We start from the raw sequence: 12,787 nt of genomic DNA, 5'->3' as shown, positions 1-12,787 counted from the left end.
GCTGAAGGCGGCCCCGCACAGCGACCGCAGCCCGTCAACGGCACCGTCACCCCCCCTAGCTACCGAACAGGAACCTGTCCATGCCCCTGCCACTGCACAAAGCCTTGTCCGAACGTTCCTTCAACAGCGCACGCCGCCGCCAGCTGGCCGCCGGCCTGCTGCTGGGCCTGGCCGCCGCCGGCACCCACCTGGGTGCCCTGGCCGACACCAAGACGCTGCGCATCATCCCGCACTCGAACATCACGGTGCTCGACCCGATCTGGACCACGGCCTACATCTCGCGCAACTTCGGCTACATGATCTACGACACCTTGTTCGGCACCGATCTGGAAGGCCGCATCAAGCCGCAGATGGTCGACAAGTGGAGCGTGTCCAAAGACAACAAGACCTGGACCTTCAAGCTGCGCGACGGCCTGGAGTTCCACGACGGCAAGCCCGTCACCAGCGAAGACGTGGTGGCCTCGCTGACCCGCTGGGCCAGCCGCGACACCATGGGCGGCCAGCTGGCCAAGGCCCTGGACCGCTACGAGACCCCCGACGCCAAGACCTTTGTGCTGGTGCTCAAGGAGCCCTTCGGCCTGGTGCTCGAAGCCCTGGGCAAGCCCTCGGCCAACGTGCCCTTCATCATGCCCAAGCGCGTGGCCGACACCCCGGGCGACACCCAGATCAAGGAAACCATCGGCTCGGGCCCCTACACCTTCAAGGCCGACGAGTACCGCCCCGGCGAAAAGGTGGTGTTCCTGAAGAACGCCCGCTACAAGCCCCGCGCCGAAGCCCCCTCGGGCACCACCGGCGGCAAGAACGTGTATGTGGACCGGGTCGAGTGGGTGATCGTGCGCGATGCCCAGACCCAGATGAACGCCCTGATCAACGGCGAGGTCGACATCCTGGAGCAGCCCGCCTTCGAGCAATACGCCACCCTGCGCAGCAACCCCGACCTGACGCTGGTGGATGCGCAACCCGCGGGCAACCAGTTCATCTTCCGCTTCAACTTCCTGCACGCGCCCTTCAACAACGAGAAGATCCGCCGCGCCGCCATGCTGGCCATGGGCCAGGAAGCCTTCCTCAAGACCCAGGTGGGCGCCCCCGGCATGTCGCGCTACTGCAAGAGCATGTTCCCCTGCGGCACGCCCTTTGAATCCGATGCCACCGGTGAGTACACCGGCATCGCCAACCCGGCCAAGGCCAAGGCCTTGCTGGCCGAGGCCGGCTACAAGGGCGAGCCGGTGGTGCTGATGCGCCCCACCGACCTGGGCGCCATCGCCAAGCTGCCCCTGGTGGCCAAGCAGCAGCTGGAGCAGGCGGGCTTCAAGGTCGACCTGCAGACCATGGACTGGCAGACCCTGGTGGCCCGTCGCGCCAAGAAAGACCTGCCCAGCGCCGGCGGCTGGAACGCCTTCATGACCTCCTGGACCGCCTCCGACATCCTCAACCCCCTGACCATGGCCATGATGAATGCCGGTGGCGACAAGGGTTGGTTCGGCTGGCAGGACGACCCCGAGCTGCAGAAGATCAAGCTGCAGTTCTCGCAGGCCAGCACCGACGCCGACAAGAAGAAGCTGGCCCAGGCCGCCCAGCTGCGCGCCTTCGAGACCGTGACCCACGTGCCCGTGGGCCAGTACAGCCAGCCGGCTGCCGTGCGCAAGGGCATCACCGGCCTGGTGCCGGCCGGCGCCCAGGTGTACTGGAACATCAAGAAGCCCTGATCAGGGCCCTGGCTCTCTGACTTGCCTGCCTCCCAGCCTGATGGGCCTGGCCTGCGCCTTCACCTTCACCAGCGTGTGCGCAGCCGGCCCAGGGGCCTTTGTTTTCCGGAGATTTCCTGATGCTTTCTTTCCTGGCCAAACGACTTCTGGCCACCCTGCCGGTGCTGCTGGTGGTGGCCGTGGCGGTCTTCATGATCGTGCGGCTCACGCCCGGCGACCCGGCCGCCGTGATCGGCGGCAACAGCGCCACCAGTGAAGACCTGGACCGCATCCGCGCCCAGCTGGGCCTGACCCAGCCGCTGTGGCAGCAGTTCCGCCTGTGGGGCGGGGCCGTGCTGCAGGGCGACCTGGGCCACTCGTTCTTCATGAACAAACCCGTGGTCGAGCTGATCGCCCAGCGCATGGAGCCCACCCTGTCGCTGGCCGCCGGCACCCTGCTGCTGGCCATCGTGCTGGCCCTGCCCCTGGGCACCCTGGCCGCCTGGCGCATGGGCAGCTGGCTGGACAAGGCCGTGATGGCGTTCTCGGTGGCCGGCTTCTCGGTGCCGGTGTTCGTGGTGGGCTATGTGCTGATCTATGTGATGGCGTTGCAGCTGCACTGGTTTCCGGTGCAGGGCTACCGGCGCCTGGAGGCCGGTGTCTGGCCCTGGCTGCACCAGCTGATCCTGCCCTGCCTGACCCTGTCGGTCACCTATGTGGCCCTGCTGGCCCGGGTCACCCGCGCCGCCGTCAGCGAGGCCCTGACCGAGGACTACATCCGCACCGCCCGCGCCAAGGGCATCACCGAACTGGCCGTGCTGACCCACCACGCGCTGCGCAACGCCGCTGTGCCGGTGATCACCGTGATCGGCGTCAGTGCCGCCCTGCTGCTGGGCGGCGTGGTGGTGACCGAGACCGTGTACGCCATCCCCGGCCTGGGCCAGCTCACGGTGGATGCGGTGCTGAACCGCGACTTTCCGGTGCTGCAGGGCGTGGTGCTGTTCTTTGCGCTGGCCTATGTGCTGATCAACCTGCTGGTCGACCTGAGCTACCTGTTCCTCGACCCGCGCATCCGTTACTGACCCCCCTTCCCCGGATCTCCCATGAGCAACTGGAACAAACTCTGGCGCAACAGCGCCGTGCGCCTGGGCTGCGCGGTGCTGGCCGTCCTGCTGCTGCTGGCCGTGCTGGCCCCGTGGCTGGGCACCTTCGACCCGTCGGCGATGGACCCCAGCTTCATCTCGGTGGCCGCCGGCACCCGTGGCGAAGTCACCCTGCCCGACGGCCAGACCCTGCAGCATGTGTTCTGGATGGGCAGCGACAACTTCGGCCGCGACATCTGGAGCCGCGTGCTCTTCGGCACCCGCGTCTCGCTGGGTGTGGGGCTGTGCACCGCCGTGCTGGCCATCACCGGTGGCTGCCTGCTGGGCATGCTGGCGGGCTACTTCAGGCCCGTGGACGCGGTGGTGATGCGCCTGGTGGACGGCATGATGGCCATCCCCGCCGTGCTGGTCGCCATCACCCTGGTGGCCATGCTGGGGGCCAGCCTGCCCACCGTGATCCTGGCCATCGCCGTGCCCGAGATCCCCCGCGTGACACGGCTGGTGCGCGCCCTGGTGATGGGCCTGCGCGACGAGCCCTTTGTCGAGGCGGCACGGGCCCTGGCCTCTTCCAACCTCACCATTCTGTGGCGCGACATCCTGCCCAATGCGCTGGCCCCCCTGATCGTGCAGGGCACCTTCATTGCCGCCTCGGCGGTGCTGACCGAGGCCATCCTGAGCTTTCTCGGCCTGGGCCTGCCGGCCGACGTGCCCACCTGGGGCAACATCATGGCTGAAGGGCGGGTGCAGTTTGCCCAGAGCCCCGGCAATGTGATGTTTCCGGCGCTGTTCCTGGTGCCCACCGTACTGGCCATCAACCTGCTGGGCGACGGCCTGCGTGACGTGCTGGACCCCAAGTTCTCCAAGCGAGCCTGAGCGAGCCCCCCTGCCATGAACACCCTGACCTCCCCCACCCCCGTCTTCCTGGACTCGGCGCCGCCCCCTCAACCCCGGCCCGCCGAGGTGATTCTCGACGTGCAGGGCCTGCAGGTGGCCCTGCCGGCCGATGCCGACCGCCCCTTTGCCATCGAACACCTGGACGTGCGCATCGAAGCCGGCCAGACCCTGTGCATCGTCGGCGAGTCGGGCTCGGGCAAGTCCGTGCTGGCCACCACCGTCATGGGCCTGCTGGCCAAGGGCCTGAAGGCCACCCAGGGCCACATCCGCCTGGCCGGCGAAACCCTGATGGACCAGGCCCGCCTGGCCCCCGAATCGCGCTTGCGTGCCTGGCGCGGCACCCGCATGGGCATGGTGTTCCAGGAGCCCATGACCGCCCTCAACCCCGTGCACAGCTGCGGCGAACAGGTGGACGAGCTGCTGCGCACCCACACCCAGTGGCCCGCCCACGAGCGCAAGGCCCACATCCTGGCCATCTTCGACCGGGTGCGCCTGCCCGACCCCAAGCGCATCTACGACAGCTACCCACACCAGCTCTCGGGCGGCCAGCGGCAGCGCATCGTGATCGCCATGGCCATCATCCTCAAGCCCCGGCTGCTGATCTGCGACGAGCCCACCACCGCGCTGGACGTGACCACCCAGGCCGAGATCCTGCGCCTGATCGCCGAGCTGCAGGTGGAGCAACGCTCGGCCGTGCTCTTCATCACCCACGACATGGGCGTGGTGGCCGAGATTGCCGACCAGGTGATGGTGATGCACCGCGGCCGCGTGGTCGAGCAGGGCCCGGCCGAGCAGGTGCTCCACGCGCCGCGCGAGGCCTACACCCGCATGCTGCTGGACGCCGTGCCCGGCATGACCCCGCCCCCCCCGCGTGAGCTGCCCGGCGGGCGCGCCCTGCTCAGCGCCACCGGCGTGGGCAAGACCTATGTGCGCCGCGACTGGCTGGGCCGGGCCAAGCCCAACACCGCGCTGCGCGACGCCAGCGTGGCCGTGCACCGCGGCGAGACCGTGGGCGTGGTGGGCGAGTCGGGCTCGGGCAAATCCACTTTTGCGCGCTGCATGATCCGCCTGATCGACCCCACCGAAGGCAGCATCCTGTGGGGCGAAACCCCGGTGCAAAGCCTGCCCGAGGGGCGGCTGCGCCCCCTGCGCTCGCGTGTGCAGGTGGTGTTCCAGGACCCCAACCGCTCACTGAACCCGCGCCGCACCGTGGGCTCGTCGCTGATGGAAGGGGCGATGAACTTCGGCATGGGCGAGCGCCAGGCCCGCCAGACCGCCGAAGAGCTGATGGACCGCATCCAGCTGCCCCGCACCGCCCTTGACCGCTACCCCCACCAGTTCTCGGGCGGGCAGCGGCAGCGCCTGGCGATTGCCCGCGCCGTGGCCTGCCAGCCGCAGGTGCTGGTGGCCGACGAGGCCGTGTCGGCCCTGGACGTGTCGGTGCAGGCCCAGATCCTGGCCCTGCTGCGCGAAATCCAGGCCGACCTGGGCCTGGGCATCCTGTTCATCACCCACGACCTGCGGGTGGCGGCCCAGCTGTGCGACCGCGTGATCGTGATGAGCCAGGGCGAGATCGTCGAGCAAGGCCCCACGGCCCAGGTGTTCCAGCAGCCGGCCCACGACTACACCCGCCGCCTGCTGGCCGCAGCCCCCCGGGCCGAGCTGGCCCGCCGGGCCTGACCCTTTTCACGACACAGGACACAGGACCCCCACCATGCGACTTCTGCTGGCCCAGTTCAAGCACGAGACCAACACCTTCTCGCCGGTGCCCACCCCGATGGAGCGCTTTTACCGCGCTGTGCCGGCCGATGCCGACCAGGCCAGCCTGCTGGCCGCCTACCGCGGCACCGGCCTGGCCCTGGGCGGCTTCATCGACGTGGCCGAGCGCGTGGGCGCCGAGGTGGTGATCGCCACCGCCGCCGAGGCCCAACCCAGCCGCCCCACCGATGACGCCACCTACGAGCGCATCAGCCAGGCCATCCTGTCGCGCGTGGCGCGCGGCGGCTTCGATGCCGTGCTGCTCGACCTGCATGGGGCCATGGTCACCGAATCGCTGGAAGATGCCGAAGGCACGCTGCTGCGCCGCCTGCGCGAGATCGACCCCGACATCCCCGTGGGCGTCACCCTGGACATGCACGCCAATGTGTACGACGACATGGTGCGCCACGCCACCGTGATCACCGGCTACCACACCTACCCCCATGTCGATATCCATGCCGCGGGCGTGCGCGCCGCCGAGCTGATCCTGCGCACCCTGAGCGGCGCCATCCGCCCCGTGATGCAGTGGGGCCAGGCCCCCATGCTGCCGCATGTGATGCGCCAGGGCACGCATGCCGAGCCCAACCGCTCGCTGCAGGCGCGCTGCCAGGCCCTGGAGGCCCGTGCCGAGGTGCTGGCAGCCTCGGTGTTCGTGGGCTTTCCGCATGCCGACATCAGCCAGGCCGGCCTGAGCGCCGTGGTCTGCACCGATGCGGCGCCCGAGGTGGCCCGCCAGCACTGCGAGGCCCTGCTGGCCCAGGCTTGGCAGGCCCGCGAGGGCTTTGTGTTCCACCCCACCCCACTGGCCGAGGCCGTGGCCCGGGCCAAGGCCTGCCCTGTCGACCCCTCGGGCCCCGTGGTGCTGCTGGACCATTGCGACAACTCCGCCTCGGGCGGCTCGATGGACACCACCGAAGTGCTGTCCGAGGTGCTGCGCCAGGGGCTGGACGAGGCCGTCTTCTACGCCATCTGGGACCCGCAGGCCGTGCAGCAGGCGCTGGCCGCCGGCATCGGAAGCGAGATCACGCTGAGCCTGGGCGGCAAGACGGCCATGCCCGCGCTGCGCCGCGACAGCCCGCCCCTGAGCGTGACGGGCCGGGTCAAGCTGGCCTTTGACGGGCGCTTTCGCAACCGCGGGCCCATGTACCAGGGCGTGCAGACCCGGCTGGGCCCCACCGTGGTGCTGGCGGTGGGCGGCCTGGAGATCGTGCTGATCTCCGAGCACCAGGAGCCGTTTGACCTGAACTGCCTCTCCAGCGTCGGCGTCGACCCGCTGCAAAAGCGCTTTGTCATCCTCAAGAGCCGGGTGCACTGGCGCGCCGGCTTTGGCGACCTGGCCCGCGAGGTGATCGAGTGCGACGGCCTGGGCGTGACCACCTCCGACTACGGTGCGCTGCAATTCAAACGGGTGCGCCGCCCCATCTACCCGCTGGACCCGATGTGAGCGCCACGGTGCTCCTCTCCTTTGTTTTCCCACCCCCAGGACCCCTGACCCATGAGTGATCTCCACGCCCTTTCCGCCTCTGCCATGGTGGCGGCCTACCGCGACGGCAGCCTGTCGCCCGTCGAAGTGACCCAGGCGGTGCTGCAGCACATCGAGCGCTGCGAACCCGTGCTGTGCGCCACCTACGCGCTCGATGCCGAGGCTGCACTGAGCATGGCGCGCGCCGCCGAGGCCCGCTGGCATGCCGGCACCCCCATCAGCGTGGGGGGCGTGTGCATCGACGGCGTGCCCGCCACCATCAAGGAAAACATTGCCACCCGCGGCGTGCCCGTGCCGGTGGGCACCGCCGCCAGCCTGCCGGTGCCGGCAGCGGCCGATGCCCCGCCCGCCGCCCGCCTGCGCGAGGCCGGTGCCGTCTTTGTGGCCAAGACCACTATGCCCGAGTACGGCATGCTGTCGTCGGGCCTGTCGAGCTTCCATGCCCTGGCGCGCAACCCCTGGAACACCGCCATGAACCCCGGCGGCAGCAGTGCCGGCGCGGGCGCCGCCGGTGCGGCGGGCTACGGCCCGCTGCACATCGGCACCGACATCGGCGGCTCGGTGCGCCTGCCGGCCGCCTGGTGCGGCCTGGCCGGCCTCAAGCCCAGCCTGGGCCGGGTGCCGATCGACCCGCCCTACATGGGTCGCTGCGCCGGCCCCATGACCCGCACCGTCACCGATGCGGCCTTGATGATGGCCGTGCTGTCGCGCCCCGACCCGCGCGACCACATGAGCCTGCCACCGGCCGACATCCCCTGGCTGTCGCTGCAGCGCGAGCTCAAGGGCCTGCGCATCGGGCTGCTGCTGGAGGCCGGCTGCGGCATGCCGGTGTCGCCCCAGGTGCAGCAGGCCGTGGTGGCCGCGGCCCGCCTGTTCGAGCAGGCCGGTGCCGTGATCGAGACCCTGCAGCCCTGGATGAGCAACGAGCTGCTGCACGGGGTGGACCGCTTCTGGCGCATCCGCTCGGGTGTGGACGTGCAGGCCCTGCCGCCCGAGCGTCGCGCCAAGGTGCTGCCCATCGTGCGCCAGTGGGCCGAAGGCGGCCTGGGCTTCAGCGGCGAGCAGGCTTTCGAGGCCTACAGCATGACCTTCAAGACCCGCGCCACCACCGTGGCCGCCACCCAGCCCTACGACTATGTGCTGTCGCCGGTCTCGCCCAACACCAGCTTCCCGGCGGAATGGGCCTACCCGACCAACAACGTCAACGAGGCCATGGACCACATCGGCTTCACCCTGCCCTTCAGCATGAGCGAGCAGCCTGCCGCCTCGGTGAACTGCGGCTACGACAGCCACGGCGTGCCCATCGGCCTGCAGATCGCCGGGCGCCGCTTTGACGACCTGGGCGTGCTGCAGATGGCGCGCGCCTTCGAACAGATGCGCCCGGCCCAACGGCCCTGGCCGCACATTTCGGCGCACATCGCGGGGGCCTGATGCGGCGTTGGCGGTCCTTCCTGCCCGCCTGGCTGGCCTGGCCCGGCCCGCGCACCCTGCGCCATGCGCTGGCCGGGGTGCGGGCCGTCACCGGGCCGGCCACCGGCACCGCCGCCATGGGGCTGGTGGCGGGCGTGGCCATGGCCCAGAGCGGCCTGCCCATGGCCGTGCTGCTGCCCATGTCGCTGCTGGTGTATGCCAGCTCGTCCCAGTTGGCCTGCCTGCCCCTGATGGCCAGCCAGGCCCCGCTGTGGCTGGTGGGGGCCACGGCGGCGGTGCTGAACCTGCGCTTCGTCGTGTTCAGCGCCGAATGGAGCCGCTATTTCCACCACCTGAGCCGGCCCCAGCGCGTGGCCCTGTCGTACTTTGCCGGCGACCCGATCTACGCGCTGTTCACCCAGCGCCACCCCCTGCCGGGCCGCAACGGGCGGCAACGCCGCCGCGAGGTGGCCTACTACCTGGGCCTGGCACTGAGCAACTGGGCCGTGTGGCAGCTGTCGTCGGCGGTGGGCCTGGTGCTGGCCGACCAGTTGCCGGGCGCCAACAGCCTGCGCTTTGTGGCCATCCTGGCCTTGCTGACCCTGACCCTGCCCATGGTCAAAGACCGCCCCACCCGCGTGGCCGCCCTGGCGGCCTGTGCCGTGGCCCTGCCGGCCCAGGCCCTGCCGCGCGGCCTGCCCGTGCTGGTCACCATGCTGGCCGCCATGGCCGCCGGCCTGCTGGCCGAACACCGCCAACCGAGGACGCATGCTGGATGACCCCGAGCACCGCGGCTGGCTGGCCGTGGCCCTGCTGGTGCTGATCACCGTGCTGACCCGGGCCTTTTTTCTGCTGCCCGGCCAGCAGCCCCGCCTGCCGGGCTGGCTGCGCACCTGCCTGCGCTTTGCGCCGCTGGGCGCCCTGCTGGCCATGGTCGTCCCCGAGGTGGCGCTGAACCAGGGCCAGTGGGCGCCGCAATGGCAGGATGCCCGCTGGTGGGCCTGCGCCGCCTCCCTGCTGACCTATTTCGGGGGCCGGCGCAACATCAACCACGCCCTGTTTGCCGGCATGGGCGTGTTGCTCGGCCTGCACCTGGCCCTGGGCTGGTAAGCCCCCTGCCCCCAGCCCCTGGCCTCAACCCATTCCTGCACACTGCCAAACACCATGAACATCCTGATCGCCGGCTTTCAGCACGAGACCAACACCTTCGCCCCCAGCCCCGCCGACTGGGCCGCCTTTTTGCGTGGCGACGGCTTTCCGGCCTACAGCGAAGGGGCCGACATGCTGCGCCGCTTCACCGGCAGCAGCCTGCCCATCGGCGGCTTCATCAGCGAGGCCCAAGCGCGCGGCTGGGCCTTGCTGCCCGCCTGCTGGGCCGGGGCCGCGCCCTCGGCCCAGGTCGAGGGTCGGCAGGGATTCATGTAAAAAACCGCAGAAACGACCTTAAGTCTATGATTCCATTGGAATTATGGTGGCTTCGAAGTTCAAGGGGCTGATCTTGCGCCGGAAATCCAGCGTGTAGTCCCCAAACCGGTTGATGTGCTGCGTGCGATACGGCGCCAAGCCCGCCAGAATGTCCAAAGTGATGTCGATGCCCTCGTCCCGCAGCTCCTGCAGCACTTGCGTCATTCCCACCACGTTGTGCAGAATGATCATGTTGGCCACCAGATGGTTGTACTTGATCACCTTGCGCTGTTCATGCCGGATGTTCTCGGCAATGATCCCACCTCCTCCAAAGAGTGACCAGCGGGCAAAGCCGTTGAATTGCTCGCTCTTGTTGGTTTCGGCATGGATCACCTTGCGCAGCCCAACATCGCCGATATAGCTCAGTAGGAACATGGTGCGGACCACCTTGCCCAGTTCCACGAAGGCAAAGTACAGCTTGTTCTTGCGGCTGTACGTACCCAGCCGACGCAAGATGGTGGATGGAGTGATTTTTCCGGTCTTGATGGAAACCGCCACCCGCAGCATCGCCGGAAAATGCGTTTCAATGAGCCGCCAGTCGATCACATCACTGAACAACGCGTTGATGTTGGGATACGCATTGCCTGGCGCTGGGCGATGGAACTTGAGATCCTGGATTCCCCGTATGCGCGGCATAAGTTTGATGCCTAGCAAATGGGCCAACGCGAAAATGGGGTAGCTTTGAGCCTGTGTGTCACCGTGAATGGTGTCAGGGCGAATGTCTGACTCGTTGCTCTGCAGCCCGTCCAAGATGTGCAGACCTTCATAAGTGCCGCAGGAAATGAAATGGCTGAACAGCGCGATGAATTTGTCGGACACATGGTAGTAGCCGATGCCGCCGTAACCACCATAGCGGATATGGTGTTCCGATAGCAGGTTTTGCTCATACAGGCTCCATTTGGCGCCGTCGGCCGACGCGTGCTTGCCGGTACCCCAGTAGCCTGGCAGTTCAAACTTGTTGTACGCATTGATCACCTTCACAATGGCTTTGTCCAACAGGTCTTCGCTCACGTACTTCAGGTTGAGCCAGGAGATCTGGCGGCGGCTCAGCCCTTTGATGGATTTGGCGGTCTGAACCGGCCCGAGGTTGCAGCCGTAGCAAAACAGCGTTGTGATAACGCGCATCCGAAGATCCTCAAGGCGGCTGTCTGTCCCGGCCAATGGGCGAAATAGCTTGTGCAGGTCCAACCAACGCTCGGTATCGATCATCACATCCACGATACTGACCGCTTTCATCCGCTCGGATATCAAGGCGTCGATCCGTGCGGCGGCTTCGACGATGTCAGAGCGCGGTGGTTTTCTGAGGATCAGACGTCCATCGACAATTTCCGCATGGGCGTTCTCCGGGAAATTTGCATCTATTTCCTTCGCCCTCAGCGACATGGCCGATTTCAGCAAAGATACAAAGGAACTGGGCTCCGTCTCGATGCCGGTGACCTTGCCATACTCGCCCACCTCTTTTTCAAAGGTTTCGTCATCGACCAACTGCTCCCGGTAGTCGTCATAACGTTCACCGTACTTGATGAAGAGATCGCCCGACTTCAGTTCGTCCTTGATGGCGTACATCACCGCCAGCTCAAAGTACCGGCGGTGTACCGCTTCTGCCCGGCCCTTGCCTGGTGGTTTGACCAGTACCAGTTTGCGCCACTGCGCCGACATCGAACGCAAATCCCTGTCTTCAGTCAACCCCAATGCGTCTAGTGAAACGATGTCGGCACGGTTGTCACGCAGGTTGTAGAGCGCCTCAATCAACCGCTCCATCACCAGGTCTTCACTGCTGGCTTGCGGTGAGGCGATGCTGATGCAGTTGAGCAACTGGGCCCGAACCGTCTTGTAGGGCTGCAACAGGAAAGGCAGGTGGTTCCGTCCGGCATAGGCCAGGTGTTGCTCGCATTCGTTGAGCAGGTCTTCCACGTCGGCCACCAGTGTGGTCCCAATGGCATCCACGCGCTGAGTGTCTGTTCCCTCCAGTTGATAGACCCCCAGGATGTCTTTGAGCTGACCAACCAGCATGTCGGTTTTCTGTACCCGTTCCTGCTGGAAAGACAGCAATTTTTCACGGGCATTGTTTTCCAGGTTCTGCATGAGGCGAATGAACAGATCCGCGGCATCGTCCAGTGATTGGGCATGCTGGGCCCGGATAAATATCACCGCCAGGGCGTAGCGCTTTTGCGGTTTGAGTTCAGCCATCTCTGTCGCATCGAGCGCGCGCGCCAAGTGCCGGAACTGCTTGAGCTTGGGAACAGGGACATCTGGCTTTGGCAACTGCTCCACCAGGTGCTGAAGACGCCGGATATGGTGGATGTAGGTTCGGGTTTCCTTGTTTGTCGGCCGCTTGGGCTCGCGCTTGAGCGTCTGCCAGGCAGAAGCGGACTCCCCCGGGGCGGTTTTGAGAAGTCCATCGATCAGGGCCCGGGTCTGCGCGGTGAGTTGACCTGCGATGGCTGAGAAGTACCGGCTATTGCTCTTTTCCCGAGCCCGAAATGCCATTCGGTCCAGCGTTGAGAAAGCGGGTAACTCGTAGCGATGGTGGACCAGCTCTTCGAGCATCACGTTGATGATGTCGGCCACTGCCTGTTTGGTTTCGGCCGCAGTGTCGGCCACAACGCCCAACCAGGCGTGACCGGCCGGGTCCAAGGATTTGACATTGAGATGCCGGCGCAAAGTCGCGAAAAGCGCCATACGCGAGCCCGAGGCCTCGAAGCGCTTCAGGTCGGCGAGCGTGGGCTCTCTGGCAATCCCGGCCTGCTGTGCGATACGCTCTCTGATGGCCGCTGGTACCTCAGCGAGGGGGATGAAGTACCCCAGGCGCTGGAATACCTTCAGGTGGATCAACGCAACGATGCGAGGCAGGGGCCGCTTGCCAATACCGGCAGCCATGAGCTTCTCAGCCTCGGTCGGAGTGTAAAGCTCTTCCAATTCACGGGGGGTTGGATCGGGGTTCAGGCTGGGATAGGCCGTCTCATTGCGTGTGGTCATGTGCGCCCACT

Annotated in this window: 9 protein-coding genes and 1 pseudogene; 9 read left to right on the top strand and 1 reads right to left on the bottom strand. The window is 67.0% G+C overall.

What is annotated here, in order from left to right; genetic code table 11:
• Positions 1–80 precede the first annotated feature (80 nt).
• The 9 genes and pseudogenes from F624_RS0116715 to F624_RS0116675 form a co-directional block, all read left to right on the top strand.
• Positions 81–1,706: an ABC transporter substrate-binding protein gene (locus tag F624_RS0116715; protein WP_019575474.1), complete on the top strand. Its 1,626-nt coding sequence runs from the start codon at positions 81–83 to the stop codon at positions 1,704–1,706.
• Positions 1,707–1,825: 119 nt separating this feature from the next.
• Positions 1,826–2,767: an ABC transporter permease gene (locus F624_RS0116710; RefSeq protein WP_019575473.1), complete on the top strand. Its 942-nt coding sequence runs from the start codon at positions 1,826–1,828 to the stop codon at positions 2,765–2,767.
• Between the two features lie 21 nt (positions 2,768–2,788).
• Positions 2,789–3,661 (top strand): ABC transporter permease, encoded by an 873-nt coding sequence (locus tag F624_RS0116705; RefSeq protein ID WP_019575472.1) that lies wholly within the window; start codon positions 2,789–2,791, stop codon positions 3,659–3,661.
• A 15-nt stretch (positions 3,662–3,676) separates the two neighbouring features.
• Complete coding sequence (locus F624_RS0116700) at positions 3,677–5,362, top strand: dipeptide ABC transporter ATP-binding protein (RefSeq protein ID WP_019575471.1); 1,686 nt, start codon at positions 3,677–3,679, stop codon at positions 5,360–5,362.
• Positions 5,363–5,396: 34 nt separating this feature from the next.
• A complete protein-coding gene (locus F624_RS0116695; protein WP_019575470.1) occupies positions 5,397–6,884 on the top strand; it encodes a M81 family metallopeptidase in 1,488 nt (495 codons plus the stop codon).
• Between the two features lie 51 nt (positions 6,885–6,935).
• Complete coding sequence (locus tag F624_RS0116690; RefSeq protein ID WP_043426126.1) at positions 6,936–8,354, top strand: amidase; 1,419 nt, start codon at positions 6,936–6,938, stop codon at positions 8,352–8,354.
• A complete protein-coding gene (locus F624_RS0116685; RefSeq protein ID WP_019575468.1) occupies positions 8,354–9,112 on the top strand; it encodes an AzlC family ABC transporter permease in 759 nt (252 codons plus the stop codon). Before F624_RS0116690 ends, F624_RS0116685 begins: the two co-directional genes overlap by 1 nt.
• Positions 9,102–9,443 carry an AzlD domain-containing protein gene (locus F624_RS0116680; protein ID WP_019575467.1) on the top strand — a complete coding sequence of 114 codons (342 nt, stop codon included), beginning with the start codon at positions 9,102–9,104 and terminating at the stop codon, positions 9,441–9,443. The genes F624_RS0116685 and F624_RS0116680 overlap by 11 nt, the downstream gene beginning before the upstream one ends.
• A gap of 54 nt (positions 9,444–9,497) precedes the next feature.
• Positions 9,498–9,734: pseudogene (locus F624_RS0116675) on the top strand (M81 family metallopeptidase); the annotation flags it as partial.
• A 48-nt stretch (positions 9,735–9,782) separates the two neighbouring features.
• On the opposite strand, the gene F624_RS0116670 reads toward F624_RS0116675, so the two are convergent.
• A complete protein-coding gene (locus F624_RS0116670) occupies positions 9,783–12,776 on the bottom strand; it encodes a Tn3 family transposase (protein ID WP_031255302.1) in 2,994 nt (997 codons plus the stop codon).
• Positions 12,777–12,787 lie beyond the last annotated feature (11 nt).

Source organism: Curvibacter lanceolatus ATCC 14669, from assembly GCF_000381265.1.
GTDB classification, from domain to species: Bacteria; Pseudomonadota; Gammaproteobacteria; order Burkholderiales; family Burkholderiaceae_C; genus Curvibacter; species Curvibacter lanceolatus.
Note: the sequence above shows the minus strand (reverse complement) of the source record. Positions and strands in the feature narration are given on the sequence as shown.

What these genes read in the sequence shown, in the direction of transcription:
- F624_RS0116680 (WP_019575467.1), top strand. Translation starts at nt 9,102, where the DNA reads ATGCTGGATGACCCCGAGCACCGCGGCTGGCTGGCCGTGGCCCTGCTG.
- F624_RS0116685 (WP_019575468.1), top strand. Translation starts at nt 8,354, where the DNA reads ATGCGGCGTTGGCGGTCCTTCCTGCCCGCCTGGCTGGCCTGGCCCGGC.
- F624_RS0116700 (WP_019575471.1), top strand. Translation starts at nt 3,677, where the DNA reads ATGAACACCCTGACCTCCCCCACCCCCGTCTTCCTGGACTCGGCGCCG.
- F624_RS0116710 (WP_019575473.1), top strand. Translation starts at nt 1,826, where the DNA reads ATGCTTTCTTTCCTGGCCAAACGACTTCTGGCCACCCTGCCGGTGCTG.
- F624_RS0116705 (WP_019575472.1), top strand. Translation starts at nt 2,789, where the DNA reads ATGAGCAACTGGAACAAACTCTGGCGCAACAGCGCCGTGCGCCTGGGC.
- F624_RS0116715 (WP_019575474.1), top strand. Translation starts at nt 81, where the DNA reads ATGCCCCTGCCACTGCACAAAGCCTTGTCCGAACGTTCCTTCAACAGC.
- F624_RS0116690 (WP_043426126.1), top strand. Translation starts at nt 6,936, where the DNA reads ATGAGTGATCTCCACGCCCTTTCCGCCTCTGCCATGGTGGCGGCCTAC.
- F624_RS0116695 (WP_019575470.1), top strand. Translation starts at nt 5,397, where the DNA reads ATGCGACTTCTGCTGGCCCAGTTCAAGCACGAGACCAACACCTTCTCG.
- F624_RS0116670 (WP_031255302.1), bottom strand. Translation starts at nt 12,776, where the DNA reads ATGACCACACGCAATGAGACGGCCTATCCCAGCCTGAACCCCGATCCA.